This window comes from Candidatus Microthrix parvicella Bio17-1 (assembly GCF_000299415.1).
GTDB classification, from domain to species: Bacteria; Actinomycetota; Acidimicrobiia; order Acidimicrobiales; family Microtrichaceae; genus Microthrix; species Microthrix parvicella.
The window spans coordinates 307575-332212 of sequence record NZ_AMPG01000003.1; the positions used below are offsets into that span (position 1 = coordinate 307575).

At 63.4% G+C, this 24638-nt stretch carries 22 protein-coding genes and 4 pseudogenes; 15 read left to right on the forward strand and 11 right to left on the reverse strand.

Features of this window, described 5'->3' with window-relative positions; translation table 11 throughout:
- Positions 1 to 47: 47 nt before the first annotated feature.
- Positions 48 to 893, reverse strand: coding sequence for an HNH endonuclease family protein (locus tag MPARV_RS0114675; protein WP_020378824.1), 846 nt, complete (start codon positions 891 to 893; stop codon positions 48 to 50).
- 43 nt (positions 894 to 936) lie between these two features.
- A complete protein-coding gene (locus tag MPARV_RS26120) occupies positions 937 to 1092 on the reverse strand; it encodes an excalibur calcium-binding domain-containing protein (RefSeq protein WP_420886268.1) in 156 nt (51 codons plus the stop codon).
- A gap of 300 nt (positions 1093 to 1392) precedes the next feature.
- Here MPARV_RS26120 and MPARV_RS24885 point away from each other — a divergent pair, with 300 nt between their 5' ends.
- Positions 1393 to 1581: a hypothetical protein gene (locus MPARV_RS24885; protein WP_157789658.1), complete on the forward strand. Its 189-nt coding sequence runs from the start codon at positions 1393 to 1395 to the stop codon at positions 1579 to 1581.
- Between the two features lie 200 nt (positions 1582 to 1781).
- Here MPARV_RS24885 and MPARV_RS0114685 read toward each other — a convergent pair whose 3' ends face one another.
- The 4 genes from MPARV_RS0114685 to MPARV_RS0114705 all read right to left on the reverse strand — a co-directional run bounded on the left by MPARV_RS0114685 (position 1782) and on the right by MPARV_RS0114705 (position 6509).
- A complete protein-coding gene (locus MPARV_RS0114685; RefSeq protein ID WP_012228229.1) occupies positions 1782 to 2285 on the reverse strand; it encodes a glycosyl-4,4'-diaponeurosporenoate acyltransferase CrtO family protein in 504 nt (167 codons plus the stop codon).
- Positions 2282 to 3463: a glycosyltransferase family 2 protein gene (locus MPARV_RS0114690; RefSeq protein ID WP_020378826.1), complete on the reverse strand. Its 1182-nt coding sequence runs from the start codon at positions 3461 to 3463 to the stop codon at positions 2282 to 2284. The genes MPARV_RS0114685 and MPARV_RS0114690 overlap by 4 nt, the downstream gene beginning before the upstream one ends.
- 180 nt (positions 3464 to 3643) lie before the next feature.
- Positions 3644 to 3916, reverse strand: a complete 273-nt coding sequence (locus MPARV_RS0114695) for a helix-hairpin-helix domain-containing protein (RefSeq protein ID WP_155852519.1) — start codon at positions 3914 to 3916, stop codon at positions 3644 to 3646.
- 1192 nt (positions 3917 to 5108) lie between these two features.
- The gene (locus MPARV_RS0114705) at positions 5109 to 6509 is read right to left on the reverse strand and encodes an IS1380 family transposase (protein WP_012231233.1); all 1401 of its coding nucleotides are present in this window, start codon (positions 6507 to 6509) and stop codon (positions 5109 to 5111) included.
- A gap of 250 nt (positions 6510 to 6759) precedes the next feature.
- On the opposite strand from MPARV_RS0114705, the gene MPARV_RS24890 reads away from it, so the two are divergent.
- Positions 6760 to 6903, forward strand: coding sequence for a PIN domain-containing protein (locus MPARV_RS24890; RefSeq protein WP_020378828.1), 144 nt, complete (start codon positions 6760 to 6762; stop codon positions 6901 to 6903).
- Positions 6904 to 7282: 379 nt separating this feature from the next.
- Here MPARV_RS24890 and MPARV_RS26125 read toward each other — a convergent pair.
- The 3 genes and pseudogenes from MPARV_RS26125 to MPARV_RS0114725 form a co-directional block, all read right to left on the reverse strand.
- Positions 7283 to 7513, reverse strand: a pseudogene (locus MPARV_RS26125) (ExeA family protein); the annotation flags it as partial.
- Between the two features lie 179 nt (positions 7514 to 7692).
- Positions 7693 to 8280, reverse strand: a pseudogene (locus MPARV_RS0114720) (ExeA family protein); the annotation flags it as partial.
- On the reverse strand, positions 8277 to 8465 hold the full coding sequence (locus MPARV_RS0114725; RefSeq protein ID WP_020378829.1) for a hypothetical protein: 189 nt from the start codon (positions 8463 to 8465) through the stop codon (positions 8277 to 8279). The pseudogene MPARV_RS0114720 and the gene MPARV_RS0114725, both read right to left, overlap by 4 nt.
- A 56-nt stretch (positions 8466 to 8521) precedes the next feature.
- On the opposite strand from MPARV_RS0114725, the pseudogene MPARV_RS0114735 reads away from it, so the two are divergent.
- From MPARV_RS0114735 to MPARV_RS0114765, 6 genes and pseudogenes are all read left to right on the forward strand, one after another.
- Positions 8522 to 9004: pseudogene (locus MPARV_RS0114735) on the forward strand (ExeA family protein); the annotation flags it as partial.
- A gap of 98 nt (positions 9005 to 9102) precedes the next feature.
- Positions 9103 to 9312, forward strand: a complete 210-nt coding sequence (locus MPARV_RS26130) for an ATP-binding protein (RefSeq protein WP_420886280.1) — start codon at positions 9103 to 9105, stop codon at positions 9310 to 9312.
- On the forward strand, positions 9309 to 10304 hold the full coding sequence (locus MPARV_RS0114745; RefSeq protein ID WP_051012010.1) for a ParA family protein: 996 nt from the start codon (positions 9309 to 9311) through the stop codon (positions 10302 to 10304). Before MPARV_RS26130 ends, MPARV_RS0114745 begins: the two co-directional genes overlap by 4 nt.
- Positions 10294 to 11004 carry an ATP-binding protein gene (locus tag MPARV_RS0114750; protein WP_274517215.1) on the forward strand — a complete coding sequence of 237 codons (711 nt, stop codon included), beginning with the start codon at positions 10294 to 10296 and terminating at the stop codon, positions 11002 to 11004. Before MPARV_RS0114745 ends, MPARV_RS0114750 begins: the two co-directional genes overlap by 11 nt.
- Positions 11005 to 11088: 84 nt before the next feature.
- A complete protein-coding gene (locus MPARV_RS0114755; RefSeq protein ID WP_020378835.1) occupies positions 11089 to 11526 on the forward strand; it encodes a helix-turn-helix domain-containing protein in 438 nt (145 codons plus the stop codon).
- A 306-nt stretch (positions 11527 to 11832) separates the two neighbouring features.
- Positions 11833 to 12090 carry a VapC50 family PIN domain-containing toxin gene (locus MPARV_RS0114765; protein ID WP_020378837.1) on the forward strand — a complete coding sequence of 86 codons (258 nt, stop codon included), beginning with the start codon at positions 11833 to 11835 and terminating at the stop codon, positions 12088 to 12090.
- Positions 12091 to 12128: 38 nt separating this feature from the next.
- On the opposite strand, the gene murA is transcribed toward MPARV_RS0114765, so the two are convergent.
- A complete protein-coding gene (murA, locus tag MPARV_RS0114770) occupies positions 12129 to 13514 on the reverse strand; it encodes a UDP-N-acetylglucosamine 1-carboxyvinyltransferase (protein ID WP_020378838.1) in 1386 nt (461 codons plus the stop codon).
- Between the two features lie 56 nt (positions 13515 to 13570).
- Here murA and MPARV_RS0114775 point away from each other — a divergent pair, with 56 nt between their 5' ends.
- The 7 genes and pseudogenes from MPARV_RS0114775 to MPARV_RS26135 form a co-directional block, all read left to right on the forward strand.
- Positions 13571 to 15100: a M1 family metallopeptidase gene (locus tag MPARV_RS0114775; RefSeq protein ID WP_051012011.1), complete on the forward strand. Its 1530-nt coding sequence runs from the start codon at positions 13571 to 13573 to the stop codon at positions 15098 to 15100.
- 314 nt (positions 15101 to 15414) lie between these two features.
- Positions 15415 to 17388, forward strand: coding sequence for a GspE/PulE family protein (locus tag MPARV_RS0114780; protein ID WP_020378840.1), 1974 nt, complete (start codon positions 15415 to 15417; stop codon positions 17386 to 17388).
- A complete protein-coding gene (locus tag MPARV_RS0114785; protein WP_020378841.1) occupies positions 17385 to 18602 on the forward strand; it encodes a type II secretion system F family protein in 1218 nt (405 codons plus the stop codon). Before MPARV_RS0114780 ends, MPARV_RS0114785 begins: the two co-directional genes overlap by 4 nt.
- Positions 18603 to 18687: 85 nt before the next feature.
- Positions 18688 to 19098, forward strand: a complete 411-nt coding sequence (locus MPARV_RS21510; protein WP_020378842.1) for a type II secretion system protein — start codon at positions 18688 to 18690, stop codon at positions 19096 to 19098.
- Positions 19099 to 19265: 167 nt separating this feature from the next.
- Positions 19266 to 20351, forward strand: a complete 1086-nt coding sequence (locus tag MPARV_RS0114795) for a type IV pilus twitching motility protein PilT (RefSeq protein ID WP_020378843.1) — start codon at positions 19266 to 19268, stop codon at positions 20349 to 20351.
- 40 nt (positions 20352 to 20391) lie between these two features.
- Positions 20392 to 22161, forward strand: a complete 1770-nt coding sequence (locus MPARV_RS25850) for a PKD domain-containing protein (protein ID WP_020378844.1) — start codon at positions 20392 to 20394, stop codon at positions 22159 to 22161.
- A gap of 1 nt (position 22162) precedes the next feature.
- A pseudogene (locus tag MPARV_RS26135) lies at positions 22163 to 22279 on the forward strand (prepilin-type N-terminal cleavage/methylation domain-containing protein); the annotation flags it as partial.
- A 2040-nt stretch (positions 22280 to 24319) separates the two neighbouring features.
- On the opposite strand, the gene MPARV_RS25650 reads toward MPARV_RS26135, so the two are convergent.
- Positions 24320 to 24589: a hypothetical protein gene (locus tag MPARV_RS25650; RefSeq protein ID WP_031278753.1), complete on the reverse strand. Its 270-nt coding sequence runs from the start codon at positions 24587 to 24589 to the stop codon at positions 24320 to 24322.
- Positions 24590 to 24638: the final 49 nt, after the last annotated feature.

The following is a 24638-nucleotide window of genomic DNA, read 5'->3' on the forward strand; positions in this document are numbered from 1 at the left end:
GCCCGGTTGGGTCCGGCACAGGCGCGGCTCGTGTCCGGCGTTGGTCGTCAGCACTTGGCGGCCATGTTGGTCAGCGCTCTCACCTCGCCCGGATCGGCGGTCAGTCCCCAGCGGAGCTTCACGGCCACCCAGTCGCTCGCGTAGGTGCACCAGTAGGACGTGTTTGGGGGTTGCCAGTCGGACGGATCGCTGTCGGACTTGGACCGGTTGGTTGCCGCGGTCACCGCAATGAGGGTCTGGGGTGCATCCAGGTCGTTGGCAAACGCCGCCCGGCGGGCAGGATCCCAACGGGATGCACCGCTGCGCCAGGCCTCGGCCAGTGGCACCAGGTGGTCGATGTCCAGTTCGGATTCGTCCGGGGTGCTGTAGCCCTCGTATTCCGAGAGCCATCCACCGCCCGGAAGCCCGGGGAGGCCGGCGTGACGTTCGGCGGCGAGCACCTCGCAACGTGTGTCGCAGCCGTTGTCGTCGGCGTCGAACCAGGGGGAGAACATGCTGCGGTCGTAGCTCTCCTGATCCGTTTCAGCCGCGAGCGGGAGTCGGTCGATCGAGGCTGCCAACTCACTGGCCGGGACCGCCGTGGCAGGCGTCGCGGTTGTTGGGGTGACGGTTGTTGGTGTCGAGGTCGTCGGCGGCGCTGTCGTCGGCGGCGCTGCCGTCGGCACGGATTCAGGGTCGGAGGGCTGCTTGATTCTGGCCGTCGTATCGGCCATCTCGGCTGTGGCCTCGTTGCTGCGTCGTTCGCCCACTCCGGACGCAATCGGCACCGCCAGGCAGAACACCGTGACCATTGCTGCAAACGTCATGGCCGGTGCCCGCCGATCATGAGGCAACTGCGCAGCCCACAGCCACACCGGTACCGGCAGCGCAAACAGCCACACTGCGGCCTGCACCGCAGGGTGCTGACGCCGTAGGTCGCTCCATCTGGGTCGCCGGTCAGTTTTCGCAGCCAACTCCGTCACCGTCCCGGTCCAGATGTGCGCCATACCCGGGGTCGTTTCGGTACACCGGCGCGGCGCCTGCGGCTCTCGCTGCGGAGCAGTTCTTGTAACTTCCGCTTCCAATCTCAGGCAGAGGCGCAGCCACCGGCATGGGCGGAGGTGGAGGTGGAGGTGGAGCGTATTCCGTTGTGGGGATTGGTGCTGCGGTTGGGGCCGGAGTTGGTGGTGGCGGAGCTGTGGTTGGTGGTGGTGGGGTCGTCGTTGAAGGAGGCGGGGCAGTGGTTGTGGGCGCCCGGTTGTCGTTGCCCGTGCGGTTGTGGGCGCAGCAGCAGTGGAGGTGGGACCCACCCGTTCGGTTGTGGTCGTCCGTTGGACGGCCCGCACCTCCTGGATGCGGTCGTTGCCGGTGGCGTCGTCAGGGCCTGCGGCCAGGCCCGCAAGCATGGCCAGCATGAGGAATCCCGTGGTGCTCACCGCCAGCCAGGGCCAGGTTCTCGACCAGCCCGAGCGCTGCAACGGGGTCGGCGCACCCGGTGCTGTCGACGATGTTTCGGTGGTCGTCGGTGCGACAAAATTGGGTTGGAGTTCCGCTGGATACCAGCGCCCATCAGAAGCCCGCCACCACCCCGAATCAGGCTGATTATCGCTCATGGATGTCACTCACAGGCGCAATGCTCCCACACAGGGTGTTCATCCTGAGGCCTGGCCAGGGAAGGTGCCGGGGCGCGGCTGTCGCGCGTGGAGGCTCGTCATCTGAAACGTTCGAGTGTCAGCGCTTCTCGCAGGCGATCTTGTCGCCGTCGCGGTCGAGCCCAGCGTTGATCTGGTGGCGACTCCGGGCTACAGGTGAGCGCGTCGTCGAGGGCTCGCACTTCTGGCCAGCACCCGCTGGAGTCGTTGTCGGTTGAATCGTTGTATTGCAATGAACGGCAGGTGCGTCACAACACCGAAGACCACCATCAGCCCGCCCACCATCGGGCGGCACCACAGGAGAAACGCCGGTCCGGCACACAGGTTGGTCCAGTGCACCAGTTCGGCTCGTCGGGTCTCGGCTGCGAAGCGGTTGAGGTGCTGTTCGGAGCGGCTGGTCAGGTGTCGTTTGGAGAACCCGTCGGGAAAGAAGTTGCCCGCTTCTGGCAGGCGGTCCTTCCAGTTTCCGATGCGCAGGTGTCGTTGGTAGAACGCGCCATGGGCCTCGAAGGGCCGTTCGCGGGTGATGACGTTGTCCTGGTCCAAACGGCCCAGAGGCACGCGGCTGAAGTAGAACCCGGAGCCCAGGCCGATGAACAGCCACACAACCACCGACAGGCCCACGGCTGCGTGGTCGCTCAGATGCAGGATCACGTGAGTTCAGACTCGAAGGCGGCGGCCCTCTGGGTGAGATCGATCGTTCGACCACTCCATCGTGTGGAACGCCGCACGAGCGTGCGCCACGTTGAGCGCACGAAGACGCCGAAAAACGTCACCAGTCCCACCGGGTACAGCACCGATGTCCACCACCTGAATCGCCCCACCCGATGAAGCAGCACCGCCAACTGAGCGACGAAAGCCATGTAGATCCCGGCGTGAAGCAGCAGGGATTGGCCGGCGATGCCGTCGACAAGACCGAGCGTCGCAGAGCCGAGGGCAGTCACCCACAGCACCGTTGCGGCCAGTGTTGGATACCGGGTCGACAAGGCGCCGGCACAGAAGTTCTTGGTCCACCCCTCGAGGAGACCGCGCACGCCCTTGGGGTACATCCGGAAGTTGATCAGATCCGCGCCCAGCCTGATGTTCACGGTGAGTCCCGCATCCTGATATCGCTGGGCCAACGCCACATCCTCGGCCACGTCCGTCCGGACGGATTGGTGGCCGCCCACTCGCTGATAGTCGGCGAACGTGGTGGCCAGCACCGGGCCAAAAGCACCGGTCGGGGGGGAGGAGTGACCGGCCCCAACACCCATGATGGCAATGACGTTGAACAGCGCCGACAGTTGCTCGTACGGCCTGACCGCGACGTGGTGTGGTTGCACAGACAGCAGCCCACCGATGTTGCGTTGTTGGCCCGTCACCACGTCGAGCGCTCCGGGTGCCATGCGGACGTCGGCGTCGATGAAGACCAGTTGGAGATCACCCCCTTCGTCCGTGGTCAATCCCAAGAGCCGCTGTGCTGCAGCCACCCCGTTCCAGCACGCCCAGCTCTTGCCGGTCCAACCAATCGGTAGGTCTGGGGCGCCAACCACGACGACTCCATCCACGGCGTTGGCGATTGAAGCGGTCTGGTCGGTGGAGTGGTCGTCCACCACGATGATCAACGGTGTGCGCGTCGCGGCCCGGTCGGCGGTCAGATCCATGAGAAGCCCGCCGAGGCTTCCCGCTTCGTTGCGGGCCGGGATGATGATCGCTCGTTGCAAACCCGCAGGGGTTGCGGCTGCCGGAGCGTGAGCGACTGGTTCGATACCTGCTGCCAGCACCCGTGGGCGCCCGAAGACCACCCAACCCAAGACCCAACCCGTCACACAGAAGACGATGGTTGCCGTCATGAATCCGTCACCATGCGCCCTGGGCTGCGCAGCGTGCAATTCGCCGGTCCGGTCGCGTTGAAATCATCACCACCGAAACCCGACAGCCGTGTTGATCCCAAGAGCGCTCATGGGTCAGCAGACTACGTGCGAGCCGCATGACTCAGGTGAAGGCAGCGGACACGAGCCATTCGTAGGTGATTAGACGTCGAGGTTTGGCTGATTGTCGCCACCCTGGCGGTTGGGGCTATCCGGTCGCTCTGGCTGGGGTTTCTGCGGGAGCGTCCTCACCGTCACAAGATTTCGGACCTGGGCGTCGTTATCAGGGGGAAGTCGAGCAGCAGTCATGAACTCATCAATGCTCCAGAAGCCTCCGAAGCGTTGACGTGCGACGATCGCACGCTCAGCCGATTCGACATCGAGCCCGGCGCGACCAAGAAAGTCGGCCAGCGTTGCGGTGTTCACATCGATCAATGCCTGGTCGTCGTGGCTACTCGGCCGTTCGCGTGCCGCAGCGGTTCCGGCATTTGGTCTCGCCGGAGACGGTGGCCGAAGAACTGATGTTGGTGGGGGAGGAAGGGGCGCATGGCTGGAGTACTGGTTGGCAGTTCCTTGACCGCCGACGGCGCCCGCCGCTCCCCACGTCGGGACCGCTGAAGCAGCGCCGTTCGAGCCAGCCGCAGGGCGTGACGAACTGTCTGCGCCGGCTTTGAATCTGAGCCAAGACCGATTGATGGCAAGCGCGTGCACGAACCCGCCTGCCCAGACGCCAAGTGCCAAGAACATACCGACCTTCGATTGCCATCTCGACGAATCAGCTGTGCCGTCAGGAAGCCGCGGACCCGACCCGGACAATGCCATAAATGCGACAGTCGCAGCGCCGTAACCACCTGCGGCGATCAGCCAAGACCGGCGCTTCGCAGAGATACCGACGTAGAGGAACGACGCCCACGTGAAGCAGCAGCAAAACAGGGTCCCGGCAATCCAAACCGAGTTTCTGAGACGCCAGTTTTGGTCGCTCAGTAGTTCCTCAGCTGTTGTCACCCGTCGTTCCCGACCTGTTCTTCGTGCTTTTCCACGGAGCGTGACCCTCCCCACAGGTGCACCATCAACTCGCCTCGTGGAAGACGGCCACCGAGGCCCCACCCCCGAGTGGTTTGGGATTGTAGTCCGCTGGCAATCGACGATGGATCCGCCATGACATCCGTGAGGAACGTCTCCCGGACGCCGTCGAGTTCGCCTTGGGAGAACGGCAGCAGTTCGATGACGTGGAGTCGGCCGGTGAGCGATTGGGCAGCCCTCGCCGGCGCGTCGAACCTGGTCGAACCGGTGTCGGTATGTGGTCAGTGGCCATCCGCCCCCGGTGTGGTCGCTCGCGTTGCGCCGCAGGCAGCCAGTCGACAGCCCTCATGTGGTGAGGTTCGGGAAGCACTGATGGCGGGCGAGGGGGTCCTGCCAGGCATCGTGATGCAGGAGGCGCTCCAGACTCTGACCCGGATATTGCAGCCCGGTTCTTGAACGGCGTGTAGGCCACTGGTTTGGGTGGGTGCTGCCTCTGGTGTGAGGTTGAATGGTGTTTGTCTGGTTTTGGGGCGCGGTGAGGCAGAAGGTTGTGGTGTGGTCGGGTTGTCCGGGCTGAGTCTGGGTGTGTGGGTGCCTGGCCGGGTCAGGCGAACGCGGGCAGGGCCCGGATGCGTGTGAGGGCTTCGATGAACGCGTCGGCCCAGGCGTGGGATCGTGGGAGCCGCAACTCGAGGCCGCCGGCGTGGTTGACAACTCGTGCTGCGACATTGAAGAACGCGAGGCGGAGCCGTTTCCCACGGCACCGTTTGAACGTCGGGGGCAGCCCGAGGTGACGGACCCAGCGGGCGGTGTTGTGAGCAAGCACAGAGGCGTGCCACCACAACCAGTTCCCGAAGAAGTTCTTCACCGGCGCGTGGATCAGCCCAAAGTCTTCCTTGAGTTGCCGGATGGTGTCCTCGGGGATCCCGCCACGAAGCCGATGGTGGGCCTCGACCTCTGCTGGGGGTGCGAACAGGGCGGGAAGGTTCGTGACAATCGCATGGAACCTCCAACCGTCAAGATCATCAAAGGACAACTGGTCACCGGCGCTGGTGCGTTGACGGCGCACGATCATCCGCAACATGCGCCGGGTCTTGCCTTGCCCCATCACGAAAGGTGTTTCTGCGACCTCGGAACCCCGCTTGGCCTCGCCGGCCAACGCTGGCACCCATTGCGTGTCAGGGTTGGTGGCCAACGCCCGGACTTTCGCTTTCACGTTGGACCGTTGTGGCGCGGTCACGGAGAACACCCCACCCAGCGCCTCGACGGTGTCGAACACGGCGTGTTGGTAGCCGGCGGAATCGACACGGACCCACAGGTTCGTTGTTTCCCGGACCGGGCCGGGGATCGCCGACACACACTCTCGAATGAACCCGGCGTTGTCCCGGCCCGGATGGGCATTCCCAGACCGGGCACGGATCGCGAGCACGTCACCGGTCTCACCACACACCCCGATCAGCGGTGACAAGCCAACCTCGCCCCGGTAGGAGAACTTCGAACCTTCCTTGTCCGGCCCGTAGGTGTCGACCAGCGTGGCATCGGGATCAACCGTGACCATCCCACCAGAAGGTCCCGCACCCGACGCCCACGCCCGAGCCAACATCGTCCGGTTCACCGCCGCGGCTTTCTGGACCCGACCAAAATCGGCTCCGCCACAAAACCGGAACATCGTCGCGTGTGAGGGCAACACGTGAGCGCCCCGCAACTGTTGGGTCGGCCCATCCAACAGGGACCGGTCCGACAAGAAATCGCCTCCGGCCAACAGGATCTCGACCAACGCCCGATAGCACTCCCCGCCGGTGTAGCCGCCAGGCCCGATCGGCCGCAACCGGCGCCCATCGGCGACACCGACCAGGTTCAGGTTGTCCAACATCGGTCCCCACAACGCCACCCCGCCCACCCCGGTCACCTTGTCATCGCTCACCTTGACCTTCACCGAAGCACTCCGGCGGCGGGGCTGTCCGATCAGTTCCCCGGCATCAAACAACGCGCCTGTAGCATTCACCTGGCAGGTGCTCCTCTCGCTAGTCGAATAGAGCTGTTCGTACTCTCCATTCTTCCAACCAGCAGGGGCACCTGCCGCGTCAAACCACCAACAACCCGCTACCCGGCTGCAATATCCGGGTCTGAGCGAAGGTCGAGTCAAGGACGGGATCGTTGCCGAGCTTGAAAAGTTGCCGCTGTTGGTTGCGAGTCGATCCGACCACCGGCAGGCCACCGAGTAGTACACAACGTGCCGCACGAGGGGAGTCAAGGTGGGCACGGTTGATGCGCTGATCGCCGGGCTGTGCCTGCGCCGAGACCTCGGTCTGCTCAGCGCCGATCGAGACTTCGAGCACATGGCGCGGTTCACCGAACTGAAGCTGTGGCGTCCCGACACCGTGGATCAGCCGGAATGATCCCACGGCCAACGGGGTCGATGAGCGGGTGACCCTGAGGTCAGCGAGATCCGTCCGGCACGCGCTGCAGCGATCTGGTCGCGCTCTTCGACGTAGGCGCGAATGGCGGCGAGCTACCCATCGTGCTCGCATCATCCGGCAGACCAAGGCCTCCTGCAGGCCGTCCACCAATAGGTGACGGAGCGAACGTGGGGAGCGCTGAGCGGGCACTGCGCTCATGGCCGGCCGGGTTCACGAGCAAAGCCCAGACGTATGCCGACCTGTTGTTGATCGCCGGCCAGGTTGAGGATGGAGCGGTCGTCTTGGGTGAGGATGGTTTTGGGGTGTGGGTGCTCATGTTGGGTGTCCAGGGGTTTGGCTGGGGCGGGCGGTTGGAGGGTCAGGCGGTGGTTTCTTTGACGGCTTGCCGTGCGGAGGATTCGTCGACGATGCCGGTGTTGGCGGCGTAGGCGGCGAGGAGTGCTTGGACAGCAAGGTTGTTGACCGCGCGGGGCAGCCCCCGGGAGGTTTGGTGGATCAGCCCGACGGCGTCCGCGCTGAAGAGGGTGTCGGTCCGCCCGGCGAGGGCGGTGTGGTGCGCCACGTAGCTGGCGGTTTCGTCGGGGGTCATGCCGGTGAGTTCGCAGCGCAGCGAGATGCGTTGGTCGAGCGCGGCGAACACCCCCTCCGCCAACGCATGAAACTCGGGGTGTTCGCCGCGCTCGACCAACGCATCTCGCTGCGCTGCGAACTCACCGGCATGACCCCCGACGAAACCGCCAGCTACGTGGCGCACCACACCGCCCTGGGGGTCATGCCGGTGAGTTCGCAGCGCAGCGAGATGCGTTGGTCGAGCGCGGCGAACACCCCGAGTTTCATGCGTTGGCGGAGGGTGGGCTGGCCAACGAGGAGGCACGCGAATGGTGAGGTGGCGTCCATGTCCGCTGAGGTGAGAAGCCGGATCTCGTCGAGTTGTTCGCTCTGCAACATATGTGCTTCATCAAATATGACGGTAACGGTCTTGTTGCGTTCGTTGGTTTCGACGGCGAGCGCGTCGGTGGCTTGGGGGATGAGCGCCGATTTGTGGAACCGGGGTGTCCCCCCGAGCGCTGTCACGATCGCGGAGTAGAGCCCTCGGGTTCCGACAGCGGGGTTGGGGAGGTAGATGACCCGATGCCGGGACGGGTCAAGGGCGCCGGTCGCGGTGCGGATCGCGAGGGTTTTGCCGGCGCCGACCTCACCGGTGACAACCCCGATCGCTGTTTCGTTGATGGCCCAGCTGATCCGGGCGACTGCTTGGTCGTGGGCTTGGTGGTGATGGACCATCCCGGGGGCGATGTTCTTCCCGAATGGCATGCGGGTGAACCCGTAGTGGGTGCGGAGCGCGTCGATACTCATGGGCGGTTGTCCTCTTCGATGGTGGTGCTGTCGGGGTCGGTGCTGTTGGTGGTGGGGTTGGTGGGGATTTGGTATTGGCCCGGCATTTGGTCGGGGTCGGTGGTCTCGATGAGGGCCTGGTAGTCGATGTCGGGTTCGCCTCCGATCTGTTGGTGGAGTTGGTCGTCGGTCTTGTTGGCGATCATGCCGAGGTAGTCGATCCCTGAGGCTGCGTGGTGGTGCCGGTCCGGTTCGGGCNATCCCCCAAGCCACCGACGCGCTCGCCGTCGAAACCAACGAACGCAACAAGACCGTTACCGTCATATTTGATGAAGCACATATGTTGCAGAGCGAACAACTCGACGAGATCCGGCTTCTCACCTCAGCGGACATGGACGCCACCTCACCATTCGCGTGCCTCCTCGTTGGCCAGCCCACCCTCCGCCAACGCATGAAACTCGGGGTGTTCGCCGCGCTCGACCAACGCATCTCGCTGCGCTGCGAACTCACCGGCATGACCCCCGACGAAACCGCCAGCTACGTGGCGCACCACACCGCCCTCGCCGGGCGGACCGACACCCTCTTCAGCGCGGACGCCGTCGGGCTGATCCACCAAACCTCCCGGGGGCTGCCCCGCGCGGTCAACAACCTTGCTGTCCAAGCACTCCTCGCCGCCTACGCCGCCAACACCGGCATCGTCGACGAATCCTCCGCACGGCAAGCCGTCAAAGAAACCACCGCCTGACCCTCCAACCGCCCGCCCCAGCCAAACCCCTGGACACCCAACATGAGCACCCACACCCCAAAACCATCCTCACCCAAGACGACCGCTCCATCCTCAACCTGGCCGGCGATCAACAGCAGACGTTCGCCGAACGAAACGACTATCGAAACCCAGCGTTGGCGGCGGCGATGAAGAACCTCGGCTACGTCAACCGGTTTGGGCGAGGGATCACGCTGATCCGGCGCTCACTCGACTCCAACGGTAATCCGCCTGCGGAATACCACGTGGAAGATACGTACTGGTCGGTTGTCGTCAGGGGGGTGTCGTGACTACGAGGATCGCGTTGTTCAACAACAAGGGTGGGGTGGGAAAGACCACGCTGACCTATCACTTGGCGCACATGGTGGCGCGTCTTGGCTGGCGGGTTCTCGCTGTCGATCTCGATCCTCAGTCCAACCTGACGTCTGCCTTCTTTGATGAACAGCGACTTGAAGCGTTGTGGGAGCCGACGAGCAGCGGCACGATGCTGTCGGCTCTCGCGCCCCTGGTTCGAGGTACCGGGGACATCGATGTTCCCGCTCCGAACGAAGTCGCGGAGCGACTGTGGATTCTCCCTGGAGACCTTGGCCTGAGCAGCTTTGAGGACCGCTTGTCTGATGCGTGGCCAAGGAGTCTGATGGGCGATGAGAGCGCCATGCGGGCAACGACGGCCTTTCATCGCATCATCGAGCAAGCCTCCGCCCAGGTCGACGCCGACGTCGTGTTCATCGACGTGGGTCCCAACCTCGGTGCACTCAACCGCTCAGCGCTCTTGGCGGCTGACGAGGTCGTGATCCCGTTGGCGGCGGATCTGTTCTCGCTGCAGGGACTCCGCAACCTTGGACCCACATTGCGGGCCTGGCGCCAGTCATGGCAGGAGTTGGGACTGCCGAAGGTGCCGGCGGATATCAGTGCGCCGCTGGGGCGGATGAACCCACTTGGCTACGTCGTTCTCCAGCATGCGGTACGGCTGGATCGGCCGGTGTTGGCGTACGACCGGTGGTTGCGTCGCATCCCTGCCGAGTTTCACCGCTCGGTGCTTGGCGAGGGTGATCCGACGGTTGCTCCACATGGAGACGTCTATCAACTTGCCAGCCTTCGCAACTACCGAAGCCTTGTGCCTTTGGCCCAGGACGCACGCAAGCCCATGTTCGATCTGCGTGCAGCCGACGGCGCGCTTGGCTCCACCAGTCGCCTGGTTCAGACGTGCTATCGAGAATTCGAGCAACTCGCCAACGAGGTGATGTCAGCGGCAAAGGTGCCAAGTCCGGTTGCGTCCTGATGGCTCGCTCGACGCTTCGACAGGGACTTCATGTGTCAGCCTTCATCGGCGTGACAAAACCGCTGGTCTGGCCCTGACAAAACCGCGGATAGCGCGGAGTCAGGTCGGCGATGGACATCGAGCGTTACCTCCCGCGCATCGTGGACGACGACCCGACCCAGACGAGACCGTCTGGCGAGCGGCCGACATCAACCGCGAGACGCTCTACTCCTATCGGGACATGCTTACCCGCACCCATGTGGTGACTCCGCTTCCAGCGTGGGAAACGAATCGTCTGAAGCGAATCACGTCGTATCCGAAGCGACAACTGGTCGACACGGCGCTCGCGTTGGCGCTGGCAGGGATCGACGCGAACGAGCTGGCCAGCAATCCAACGCTTGCTGGCCGCTACGTCGAATCGTTCGTAGTCGCACAGCTGCGACCGGAAGTCGACGCCGCGGGCGGGTACTTGTCTCATCTCCGGACCCGCGGAGGAGACCAAGAGGTCGACATCGTGATTGACATCGGTGGTCAGCTCATTGCGATCGACGTCAAGGCTGGCGTCAACCCAACCCCCCGAGATGCACGGCACCTGTCATGGTTCCGTGACCGGATCGGTGACCGCATTGACGCGGCGGTCGTCCTCCATCGCGGCGAAGCAACCTTCGAGCTGGTCGACGGGGTCTGGGCTGTTCCGATCAGCTCACTGTGGTTGATGTAGTTGTGGTCGACTGAGCAGGCCCGCGTTGCAACCCGACCTTGACGGAAGGTTGCAGGTATTGCACGTTCGGCGTATGTTTGGCTGATGGTGTCCAAAGCAATGTCCGAGATTCAGGCAACTGCGTCTGAACTCGAGGGGATTGCAGAGGTCACTCGACTAGTGGAGCGCGAAAACCCACTTGTGCGACTCACCCTGGGTGATCATGAGGTGGAACTGCCCCCGTCGCTGGTTGCGTTGATCACAGCTGGCGCCGGTGCGCTTGGACAAGGCAGTGCATTGACCTTGATGAGGGAGGAGGCTGAGGTCAGCCCAGCTGAGGCGGCCAAGCTGCTGGGAGTATCCCGCCAGTACGTCGATCGACTGGTTGCCAAGGGCGTCCTACCGGTTCGACGGATGCCCCACAGCCAATATCGGAAGATCCCGGCTCGATCGGTCTTGGCTCACTTGGCGGTCAAACAGTCCAAGCGTGAGGGGCTTGCCTCGATCCTCGATGCGGCAGAGCAGGCAGGCCTCCACTACTGACTGAATCAAGCGCTCTTGAACGGGTGATTCCCATACCAACGTTTGTTGCCCGATGGTGTTGTTGGACTTGGTGTTGCGATGCGACGAACACGACCTGCACCGAGTCATGTGGACCGACGATCTCTTGGAGGAACTTGTTCGGGTTTGGGTTCGAAATGGCGCCAAGAGCGAAGCTGCAGCTCGGACGATTGTGCAGCAGATCGAATCGACGTTCCGCACGCAGCGCATACCGGCAAACGAGTATCAACGTCTTGTGTGTGAGATGCCGGGCAACGATCCGGACGCCACGTTCACTCCGCGGCTGCCGTGGCGATCGCTCCGTCCACGTTGTTGACCGCCAACACGAAGGACTTCCCGATTCAGCCGCTGCTGCAAAAGGGCGTCGTGGTGCTCCACCCCGATGCCTACTTCGTTGAGCTTGTGATGCAGGAACCGGTGGAAGTCATGCAGGTGTTGGCCGAGATGGTCGAGGCGCGCAGCCGCCCACCCACGTCGCTCTTCGACCTGTTGGCTGCGCTGAAACGTTCAGGCCTGGCCAAGTTCGCCGAAGCCATGAAGACTTGAAGACTTGAATTGACCACGGCTTCGACGAATACCGTCGGTCAGGCGTCCGGGCCGTTCAGTTCCTCGACGGTGACGCCAAGGTCGCCCAGCTTGCCGGGGATGTCTTCGTAGCCGCGCTTGAGGTAGCCGATGTCGTGCAGGGTGGACGTGCCCTCGGCGATCAGTGCGGCCAACACGTAGGCGAAGCCGGCGCGCAGGTCGGGAATGACCAGGTCGGACGGCTGGAGCGGTGTGGGCCCGATGATGACGGCCGAGTGGCTGAAGTCGCGGTTGGCGAAGCGGCAGGTTCGGCTGCCGAGGCACTGGCTGGTGAGAGAGATGTTGGCGCCCATGCGGGCCAGCGTGGAGGTATAGCCAAACCGGTTTTCGTACACGGTTTCGTGCACCACCGAGGGCCCGTCTGCTTGGGTGAGCAGCACGACGAACGGTTGTTGCCAGTCGGTCATGAAGCCGGGGTGGACGTCGGTTTCCAGATGGTGGGCGGTCAATGGGCCCTCGGCCCAGAAGCGGATGCCCCGATCGTGGACCTCGAAGTTGCCGCCCACGCGGCGCAGAGCGTTGAGGAAGGTCAACAGGTGCTCCTGCTGGGCACCCAACACCTCGACGTCGCCACCGGTGGCCACGGCTGCGGCTGCGTAGGAGGCGATCTCGATGCGGTCCTCGATCACCCGGTGGGTGGCGCCCCCCAGGCGATCAACCCCCTGGATCATGATGTGCCGGTCGATGTCGACGGCGATGTTGGCCCCCATCTTCTGGAGGAACAGCACCAGGTCGATGACCTCGGGCTCCATGGCGGCGTTTTCGATCACCGTGGTGCCTCGGGCCGTGACCGCTGCGAGGATCAGGTTTTCGGTGGCGCCGACCGAGGGATAGGGCAGCCGATGGCGGGTGCCCACCAGCCGGTCGGTGGTGGCCCGAAACCGCTGGGGCGAGATGTCGATCTCGGCACCCATGGCCCGAAGGCCCTCGACGTGGTAGTCGACTGGCCGGGGGCCGATGGTGCAGCCGCCCACCAATGGAACCTCGGCCTCGCCGATCCGGTTCAGCAGCGGCCCCATGAACAGGATGGGGATGCGGTTGATGCCCGAGTACTCCTCGGAGATCTGCCCGGTGATCTCGGGCGTGTGCAGCGTGAGCGTGTGGTCGTCCACCCACTCGTACTTCGTTCCCAACTGAGCCAGCATCGGGAGGGTGGCATCCATCTCGCCGATGCGGGGCACGTTGGTGAACGTGCACGGCTCATCGGTGAGCAGGGTGGCCACCAGTTCCTTGGTGACTGCATTCTTCGCGCCCGCGGAGCGCACCTCGCCTCGGATCGGTGAGCCGCCGGTGATGCGCCAACGCTCGTCGTGGCTTGAATCAGCTACAACTGCCAGATCGGAGGGTGGGGCCACCGCGGAGAGTTCGTGTTCGGTGATCGCCATGACCTCAAGGCTACTCCTGCGCGGTTTCGCCACGAGTCAGCGGGCAGAATGACCCGATGCTCCCCCGACCCGAGGTCCGATGGCGCCGCGGCGCCGTCTCACCAACCGCAGCCGTCGGGATGCTCAGCGTGATGTCGCTGGTGCTTGCTGCCTGCGGATCGGGCCTCGCCACTGGTGACACTGCGACCGATGCCGCCACATCGACCACCGGCACCACGACAACGACCGGGGCGACGCCAGGCTCGTCCACGACGACCTCCACCTCCGCCCCCGAGGGGTCGAGCACCAGTGGCCAGTCGCAGAACGACGAGGCGCTGGGTATCGGCGACGACTACTTCCCCGATACGGGCAACCCCGGCTATGACGTGATCTCCTACGACCTGACCCTGGATGTTGACGATGATCTGGTGAGCTTCGAGGCGGTGGCCAAGATCGCCCTGACCACCACCGAGTCGCTCGACGAGCTCCGCCTCGACCTCGACGGCCACGAGGTGGCCAAGACCACGATCGACGGCACCGAGGTGCCGAACCACCGTGCGGGGCTGGACCTGGTGCTGACTCCCAAGCAACCGCTGCCCGCCAAGGCATCGGTTGCCGTCACGGTGGACTACGGGGGTACCCCCGAGCCTCGGGGCTCGGAGGTGCTCGGTGGGCTGGGCTGGCTTGGAACGCCGGGCGAGGGCAGTTACGTGGTGTCAGAACCCGACGGCGCCAGCAATTGGTTTCCGGCAAACGATCACCCGAGCGACAAGGCCACCTTTGGCTTTGAGATCACCGTGCCCGAAGGGGTTGAGGCGGTGGCCAACGGCACCCGAACCGGTGAGACCACAAAAAGCGGCCGCACCACCTGGAGTTGGTCGGTCCGAGATCCGATGGCCACCTACCTGGCCACCGTGGCGATCGGTCAGTACACCTTCTTTGAGGGGACGGCGCCTGATGGGCTGCCGCTGCTGAGCGCAGTGGCCGACGAGGTGGTGAAGCAGGAGGGCAAGCCCGCAATCGACGCGGTGTTGGGCCAACTACCGCAAATGCTCACCGTGCTGTCGCAGCGGTTTGGGCCCTATCCGTTTGAGACCTACGGGATCATCGTGGTGGGCAAACCGTTGGGGTTCGCATTGGAAACCCAAACCCGATCGATATTTGGCTCCGACATGTGGGCTGAGCCGATCTACCAGGCCCACGAGTTGGCCCACCAGTGGTACGGCGACTCGGTCAGCCTGGAGCTTTGGGAGGACATCTGGCTGAACGAGGGCTTCGCCACCATGGGCGAATGGCTGTGGGCCGAAGCCACCGGGGGGAGCGGGGGACCGCCGCTGAGTGCGGGGTCGTCGCTGGCTCCTCCGCTGGACCCGGGACCGGACGCCATGTTTGACACGAGCGTCTACGTGCGCGGAGGCCTCACCCTGAAAGCGCTGCGCCAAGAGGTTGGCGATACGAAGTTCTTCACGATCATGTCCACCTGGGCAGCCGATCACCGGCTTGCCAACGCCAACACCGACGACTTCCTGCAACTGGTGGACGAAGTGGGCGGGTCGGATGCGGAATCGTTGGTGAGTGCCTGGCTAAGCGAACCTGAACCCCCATAGGTGAGTTTACCTCTGAGCGTGAGCGCTATCACTCTCGTAACCACTTTCCGCGCGAGGGGGGTGAGTATGCGTGAGATTTCACCCCTGAATATGTTCGCTCCTGCCCTAGTCGACCCCCAGACACCGTTATAGAGTTCGGGCGCAGTGGGTGACGAATGGCTCGCCCTCTGCTCCTGAGTGTTCGCACAGCATTGGGGGGCGGCGGAGGGTCAGTGCGGTGGCAGCGCAGGTCGGTGTCTCCTTGGCATCGGCAGCATTCGAGACGACTTGAACACTTCAGCCGAACATTCGGCAGAATCAGAGGAACCAGCAACGTGTTGCGAAGGTCAAAACGCACCGAGGCCGAGCCAATCGATACCTCAACCCGCGACGCCGGGGCGACGACCACCCCACCAAGCGCGCCCAAGGGTCAGCTGAAGCCAGAGGATCAGTCCTCGGAGGTTGCTGCCTCCACCCACCCAAGCGAGATGACCGGTGCCGAAGTTCAGGCCTGGCTCGACCTGGAGCGCCCGTCGCTGTCCGAGGCGCTGGCCGAGGCCAACGTCGCCGACATCGAAGCAGCCACGACGGTGGCCGCCGAGGCCCACGCCGCCGGCAAGGACATCGGCGGAGCTTTGGTCGACGCCAAGCTGCTGACCGAGGGCCAGTGGGTCAACACCCTCGCCGCCCGCTACGACCTGCCGGTGGCGCCAGTCGACAACAAGGCGGCCGACCCCGAGGCCATCGCCCGGGTGCCCGAGGATGTGGCCCGCCGCCACGCCGTGTTGCCGTTCAAGCTGGAGCAGGGTCGCATCTACCTGGCGACCGCCAACCCGGGCGACGCAATCGGCCTGACCGAGCTGGCCAAGGAGTGCGGCGCCATCGGCTTGATGGTGGCTACCCGCCCGGCGATCGAGCGTTCACTCGACCGCACCTACGACGCCCTCGCCAGCGCCGATTCGGCAATTGCGGCCTTCGGCCTGATGGACGACTCGGCCGACTTCGAGGCCGCCGCCGCCCGCGCCGTGGTCGACGAGAGCTCGCCGGTCGTCAAAGTCGTCAACCAGATCATCGTCCAGGGCGTGCGCAAGCGGGCCTCCGACATTCACATCGAGGCCCTCGAGCACGCCGTGCGTGTGCGCTACCGCATCGACGGTGCGCTCACCGAGGCCATCCAGCTGCCGGCCAAGATGAGCTCGCCGATCGCCTCGCGCATCAAGGTGCTGGCCGACCTCAACATCGTCGAGCGCCGCCGCCCCCAGGACGGGCAGTTCTCCACCGAGGTCGACGGTCGCCCGATCGACATCCGCACCTCGGTCGTCAACACGATCCACGGCGAGAAGGTGGTGCTGCGGCTGCTCGACAAGACCCGCAGCCTGATCGGCCTCGAGCAGTTGGGCATGCCCGACGACCTGGTGCAGCGCTACCTGAGCGTCGTCGACGTGCCGGTCGGCATGTTTCTGTGCACCGGCCCCACCGGCTCGGGCAAGACCACCAGCCTGTACGCCACCCTCACCGAGATTCAGGACGACACCCGCAACGTCGTCACCATCGAGGATCCGGTCGAGTACGAGTTCGCCGGCATCAACCAGATGCAGGTGCACGAGGCTGGCGGGTTCACCTTTGCCGACGGCCTGCGGGGCACACTGCGCCAGGACCCCGACGTCATCCTCGTCGGCGAGATCCGCGACGCCGAGACCGCCCGCATCGCCATGCAGGCTGCGCTCACCGGCCACCTGGTGTTGTCATCGCTGCACGCGGTCGACGCCGTGTCGGCGCTGCACCGCTTCGTCGACATGGGCATGGAGCCCTTCCTGGTCGCCTCGGCGATCAACGGCATCATGGGCCAGCGCCTGCTGCGCCGCATCTGCGACTCCTGCAAGGAGCCGGCCACGCCCAACCCCGCCCAGGCCCACATGGTCGGCCGGGTGCTCAAGGAGCGGATCGGCCAGTGGATGGTGGGCGCCGGGTGCACCCAGTGCAACCACACCGGCTACCTGGGGCGCATCGGCGTGTACGAGTTGCTGCGGGTGAACGACGAGATCCGCAACCTGATCACCGAGGGTGCCACGCACGCAGCGCTTCACGAGGCGGCGGGCCGCGACGGTATGCGCACCATGCAGGCCGAGGGTTTCGCCCTGGTCAACGCCGGCATCACCACCTTCGACGAGGTGCAACGCACCGTCTACGCCTCACTCGACGACATGGTCTTCGACGAGGCCGCCGAGGTGGGCCTGTCCCAGATCGAAGCCAGCGTCCCGCAGCGGACCCACGTCAACAGCACGGACCAGGTAGGGGTAACGCAATGACCGAGACGATGGTGCGATTCCGCTACGAGGGCGAAACCGTCGAGGGCGAGACGGTCAAGGGCGAGATCAAGGCCCCGTCGTCGCTGGCCGCCCGCAATGAGTTGGCCCTCAACGGCACCCGCGTTTCCAAGTTGACGGAACGCAAGGGTCTCAACGTGGAGATCACCAAAAAGGGTGTTCCCCTCATCGAGATCATGCACTTCTGTCGGCAGATGTCGAGCTTCATGCGCGCCGGCGTGCCGGTGAACGAAGCGCTCAAGAGTTTGAGCGACGACTGCGACAACAAGCAGCTGAAGATCGTGCTCGACGACATGATCGAGCTGATCAGCTCCGGCTCCACGGTCGGCGACGCAGCGGCTCGTCACTCCGACGTGTTTCCGCCCTACTTCGTGGCCATCGTCCGTTCGGCTGACCTCACCGGCCGCATGGACCGGGCCTTCGACGAGCTGCACCGCTACATCAAGCGCGACGTCGCGCTGCGCAAGCAAGTGCGCAAGGCGCTCATTTACCCGATGATCTTGATGGTCGTGTCGGTCGCGGTGGTGGGCATCATCGTGGTGTTCGTCATCCCCCGGTTCGCCGAGTTCTTCGACAGCTTCGGCGCCCAGCTGCCGCTGCCCACCCGCATCTTGATGGCGATCGCCGCTTTTGTGCAGTCGACCGCCGGGCTGATCACGCTGGTGGTGATCGTTAGCGTCGTTGTCGGCTTCTTCGCCACGATCAATACCCGCAAGGGTCGCTACTGGTGGCACGGCGTGCTGTTGAAGATGCCGATGATCAACAAGGTGATCGTGTTCTCCTCTACCGAGCGCTTCTCGCGGGTGCTGGGCGTGCTGCTGTCGTCAGGAGTTCCCCTATCCGACGCGCTTCCAAGCGCTTCGGACTGCTCCAATAACCTGGTGTTCAAGGGTCGCTTGGATGGGGCCACGCAGCTCGTCATGCAGGGCGACGGGTTCGCCGAGCCGATGGCCGACGCCAACATCTTCCCCAACACGATGCTGCAGATGATCAAGGTGGGCGAGCAAACCGGTGAGCTGGCAGCCCAGCTGGACAACGTGGCCGGCTTCTTCAACGACGAGCTGGACTATGCGGTCGACAAGATGACCGAATGGTTCGAGCCGATCATGATCATCTTCATCGGCGTCGTGGTCGGCTTCGTTGCCCTCGCAATGGTCAGCGCCATGTACGGAATCTACGGCCAGGTCGAGCTCTGATGGGTTCCCTCGCCACTCACAAATCGTTGGACACCAACGGCGGCACCAACACCGGTGTCATCACACAAACAGGGAGAAACCCCCCATGCACAGCACATTGAAGCGCCTCCAGGCACGCAGCGGATCGGGCTTCACGCTCATCGAGTTGCTCGTCGTCATCGCCATCCTGGCCATTTTGGCTGGGGTGGTCGTGTTCGCCGTCGGCAACTCGACCGCCAACGCCAAGAAGACCGCTTGCGCCACTGAGCGGTCGAGCATCATTACTGCGTGGAACGCAGCGGCCACGTCGAATGAGATCAATGCCTCGGGTTCCTACGAGGACTGGACTGACTACCTGAAGAACGCGAACCTCGAGTACTTCTCCGATCCCGCCAAGACCAATGCTGGCAAGACCACCAAGCCAGCTCCGGGAATCGTCCTTCGGGACCCGAATCCTGGCACGAACCCTGCTGAGGCAGATTGCAAGCAGATTGCAGCTAATGAGCTGCAGGCCTGACGCGCAAGTGGGCGTTCAGTAGGTGAAGGTTCTTGGCTGACGTCCATTCAAGGAACCCGGTGACGGCGTGGGCAGGGAACACCCTGTCCACGCCGGTCCGCTCATGAAGGCATTTACATCAGATCAATTGGCATTGATATTGCCCACCTAAGCCGTAGAGGTCGCACGTGTACAACGCAGACGTTTCCCACATCGAGGCCTACCTCAACGAGCTGATGGAACGGCGCGCCACCGACCTGCACATCGCAGCCGGCTCGCACCCCATGATCCGTATCGATGGGTCACTCCAGCCGATCGACGGCGCCGAGCCGTTGACGGCCGAGCAGACGACGATGATCGTCGAGCGCCTGGTCGGCCCCGACGATATCGACCGCTTCAACGAAGACCGTCAGCTCGACTTTTCGTTCCCATGGTCGGACCGCGCCCGCTTCCGCGCCAACGCCTACTACCAGCGCAACTCGCCGGCGGTGGCATTCCGGCTGATCCCCACCGAAATCCCCACTCCCCAGCAGTTGGGCCTGCCCGACGTGTGGGAGAAGATCGTGAAGAAGCCGCACGGCCTGGTGCTGGCCACCGGCCCCACCGGCTCGGGTAAATCCACCTCGCAGGCGGCGATGGTCGCCGAGATCGCCGCCACCCGGGCCTGCCATATCCTCACGATCGAGGATCCCATCGAGTATATGCAGCACTCCAAGATGGCGTTGGTGAACCAGCGCGAGGTGGGCACCGACGTGCCGGACTTCGCCCAGGGACTGCGCGCCGCATTGCGTGAAGATCCCGACGTGGTGCTGGTTGGCGAGCTCCGCGACCTGGAGACGATCGCCCTCACCCTCACCCTGGCCGAGACCGGCCACCTGGTGTTCGGCACCCTGCACACCAACGACGCCGCCCAGACGGTCGACCGCCTGATCGACGTGTTTCCCCACGACCAGCAGGCGCAGGTGCGCACCCAGCTGTCGATGTCGTTGGTGGCGGTGATCGCCCAGCGCCTGATCCCACGCGTCGGAGGGGGCCGCGTGGCCGCCTTCGAGGTGATGACCGGTTCGCCGGCCATCTCCAACCTGATCCGTGAAGGCCAGGTGCGCCAGATTCGCAACGTGATGACCACCTCCGGCCGCGACGGCATGCAGTTGCTCGAGAGCTCCCTCAGCGGGTTGGTGTCCAACGGGACGATCACCCTGGACGACGCTCAGGCGATCTCGATGTACCCCGACGAGGTCGTCTATCACCAGCAGGTGGTCGGCCGAACGTGATGACGCGTGCGGCATTGTTCGGGCTACGTTCAGTGGTCTCATGGAACTCGGCTCGGAAAGGGTCTTCGACATGACCGACTCGCTGTCGAAACTTGAAGAGCAGCGGGCGCTCTCTCGGCGTCAGGGTGGATTCGGTCTTATCGAGGCCCTCATTGGCATGGTGATGGTGGCCTTGCTGATCGGGGCCGGAGCTACCGGGCTTCAGGTTCTCCAAAACTCTTCGCGAGAGGGCAACCAGACCGCCCGTATGGACGCAGTCTTGGTGGGTGCCAGCGAGGCAGTGCGTGAGACCGCCTATGTGGAATGCGCTGAACCTGAGGTCTATCAAAGGGCCATTTTGGACGCCGACGCCGCTCGCACCGACGATCAGAACCTAATTCGTGAGACTGGTTCTGGAGCGCCTGAGGTGAGGATCACGGGCGTTACGAGCGAAACCTGCAGCACTCCGGAAGGAGATAACGGACGTCAGAGCGTCAAGGTCTCGGTGACCAATGCCAGCAACGGCAAGGTTCGCATCGCCAAAGTAACGAAGGTGGACTCAGCGCGTCGTCTGCGCTTGCCGGTTGCAAAAATCGACGCTCCGATGCATCAGACGAAGGCAGGGGACATCCGTTCAGTCTTTTCGCTGACCGCTACCGACTCGATGTCCTTCCATGACCTCTATAAGTTCGAGTGGGACTGCGATGCTGACGGTGTCGCAACGATGGTCCCCGGGACGGAAAAAACCGGCGAGACAACGTCGGCCGACCAGCAGATGCTGTGCCAGTACGTGGCAGGCCCCAGCGATCGACTGGTCCGTGTCACGTTGCAAGTTACCGACTCAAAGGACCAGACCAGCCAAGCCGAGGTGGATGTCACGGTCGATAAGCGAACCGACCCACGACTTCCGCCTGTCGCAGCGGCATCCGTGGTTGGGGGTACAAACGTTGGAATTCCTGGAACCACGTTTGGTTTCTCATCTCTCGGAACAGTTTCGCCATACGGCACCCCGTTGAGTTTCAGTTGGAATTTTGGGGATCCTGCGAGTGGGTCGTCGAATATTTCCAACCTGGAGAATCCGACGCACACCTTCTTCCGACTGGACGACAGCTATCAGGTCACGCTGACGGTCACGGATGAGTTCGGACTGAGCTCACCTGCCGGCATCCTGATCAAGATCCAGTCGACCAGTCCGCCTCCGCCCACAGCGACTTTCGCCCAACCGAATCCTGCGCCAGGTGTCTTCCATGTGTCTACGCCGGTGCCGTTCGATGGCAGGCCGTCACGGGATCATGCCGGTGCCCCGGTCTCGTCGTATCTATGGGACTTCGGGGATGGACAGACGTCCACAAGCCCCGCCCCAACTCATGTGTATAAGACGTCCGGCACTCACGAGGTCAAGTTGACCGTCAAAGATTCCACGGGTCAGACATCGTTCACCACCCGCGACATTCTGGTGAAGACGCTCGATGCTCCCGCCAACTTCCGGGTGTCCGGTGCCCAGTACATGCTTCCCCTGATTCGTTGGGGCTACCTCGACTTTGCTTGGACGCCGCTCCAGTCGGCACCTGGAGAAAATCTGCAGGTGGAAGTGCAGATCCAGGAATCACAACCCGTGAATGCTTGCTGGATCAAGAACGTGACGAAGCCGGGAATCGCTCTGAGCAGTGGGAAGTATCGGTGGAGCGAGTCCAGCGTGTCGATTGGGCAGACGTTCTGTGCTGGATCGACCTATCCGTATCGTGCTCGAGTCGTCAACATTGCCGCTCCCCGGGTGGACGGGCTGAACCCTGGGCCTTGGTCTTCGCCAGTGCAGAAGCGGAGCCTCTGACATGACAAAACGAAGCAGTCGTCGGGTGCCCGTGTCGCAGCAGGGTCTACGGCGGTCCGGACAACTAGGGCTGACGTTGATCGAAATCATGGTTGCCATGGTGGTCACCGCAATGGTTCTCCTACCGACGCTGGGTTTCATCACCATGTCGATGGGCGAGCAAGCCAGCGCCAGGCTGCTGAGTACCGAGACCTCAAACCTTGCTGCGGTGGATCTTGCAGTAGTCCGTGACGTCACGAACGCGAGGGCGGTCGCGGCATCGGTTGACGCCAACGGTCTTCCACAGACCGTCTCCGACTGTCTGGACGGTCCGGGCTCCGGTGGCTCGGTGGTGCTCGGGTTGGTGTCGAGCCAGAACCACCGGATCGTCTACAGCCTGGTGCAATCGGCAGGCCCCGGGGGTGGAACGCTCTGGCGACGCGAGTGTCCAAATCAAAATTTCGCAACCGGTACACCACTCGGTGATCCATTGCTTCAGATCAACCCGCCCGTGGCTGGTGGCACCGAGGGCGCCATCATCGGTCAGCGGATCGAAAGTGCGGCTAGCTCCTGTCCGAAGGGCGATGGAGGCCAAGCGGTGCAATGTCGCGAGGTGACACTGCGCCTGCAATCAATGGCAAGATCATCTACCGGTAATGAGATAGAAGCGGTCGTGGTACAAGCGACACGCCGCAACGACACGTATGCAGTGCCGATGACGCCGCCCATCGCCCGGTTTTCGTACCGGCCAGCGAGCGTCGAAGATAGGGACGAGGTGCTCTTCGATGGCCGGCCATCACGGGACCCTAGAGGTGGAACGCTCAGCTATAAGTGGTCGTTCGGTCCGCCGGTGAACAAGACCGTCCCCGCTGATGGAAGCTTCTCGCTCCCGGGCGAAGCAAAGACAGCCTTGACCATGCCGGAACGGACGGCTGGCGGGCCGATTCCAGCGATGGAAGTCACGCTCACCGTCAAGAGTTCAGAGTCCGGTGAGACCAACTCAACCACCCAGACCGTAGATGTTGACGCCAAGGGACCCACGGCCGAGCTGTCACCAGTGCCGCCCGTAGTTGTCAATCGCAATACCCGCCTTGATCTAAAACCTGTTCTCACGACCTATTCCGGGGCGACAATTCAAAACGTAACTTGGAAATGGGGTGACGAACCGGAGGAGGAGGAGGACTGCAACCTCGGAGGTACAGTTTGCAATCAGACCAAGAGTCACGATTTCCCAAATGTTGGTTATATCACCGTCAAGGTGAGTGTCGTCGATAGCAACAACAAGCGGGCCGAGTCGGTCCTGACGGTTAAGGTAGAACCAGATATTGTTTATGTGAGCAATAGTCGAGGAAACGATTCTCTGGCTGGAGGGTGTGGCCTCGCAATCACCATCCCTTGCAAGTCGATAGGTAAGGGCCTCGACCGAGCAAAGAGCCTCGTGAAACCGAGAGTATACGTAGCTGAGGGGTTGTATGCCAGCTTTGAAATGAAGAGCAACATCGACTTGGCTGGGGGATACACCGAGCAGTTCGATGGGGCGGGCCTGCCGTCTGAGATCACTGGGGGAACCCTGCCGGGTGATCCCACTGGGATCGTCATCTCAAAGGTGAACAACGCCGTCATCTCCGGTTTCAAGGTGCGAACCAAAGCGGTCTCCAGTGGAACCACGCAAGGGGTTCTCATCGATCAGAGCGGTAGTGCTGGAAAGGTCACACTTCAGAATGTCGAGGTGGGATACGGGCCGGCAGGTTCAGCTGGGTATAGAGGACAAGGCATAGAGCCTGCTGCGGTTCTCATTGCGGCGTCAACCGTTGATCTTAAGAATGTAAGGGCACGGTCCCCGCAAGCAACCGGTGCAGGATCGTCGGCATACGCCCTTAGGATCGCGAGATCAAACGTTAGCGTTGACGGTGGCGAGTATGAGGCACAATCTGGGACCGCAGGAGCGTCCGCGACACCTTTGGAAAATCCAGTGGCGGGGAAGGCCTGCAGGGGAGGGGATGGGGAGAACCACAAGAAGAATGGGACAAGCAAGTGTGGTGGTGGAGCCGGCGGAAGTGGTGGTAACTCAACCAGTGTCGGCTTTAATTCTGACGGTAACCCTGGACTACGAGGCGATGGAGAACGCTTGGGAGTGGGGTACGGCGGACAGGGTGGTAGCGGCGGCTCCAGAAGAGGCCTAACCCGGTGTGACGCGGGCGCAGGTATTCGTGGCCAAGCTGCATCGGATGCGCTGTCTGGTGGTGGAGATGCGGGCGGCGGAGGCAAACAGGTACGCGTGGGGAGTGAGATTCGAGCGGGTGAAACCTGGGTTGGACACGATGGCTTGGTGGGTGGCGACGGCGGCACAGGGGCTGGTGGTGGTGGTGGTGGTGGTGGTGCTGGTAACTGCGCCCTCTTGGACGATGCTGACCCAGCCGGCGGCGGTGCCGGCGGCGGTGGTGGACAAGGCGGGTCGGGTGGCACCACAGGTGGCAAGTATGGAGGCGGCTCGTTTG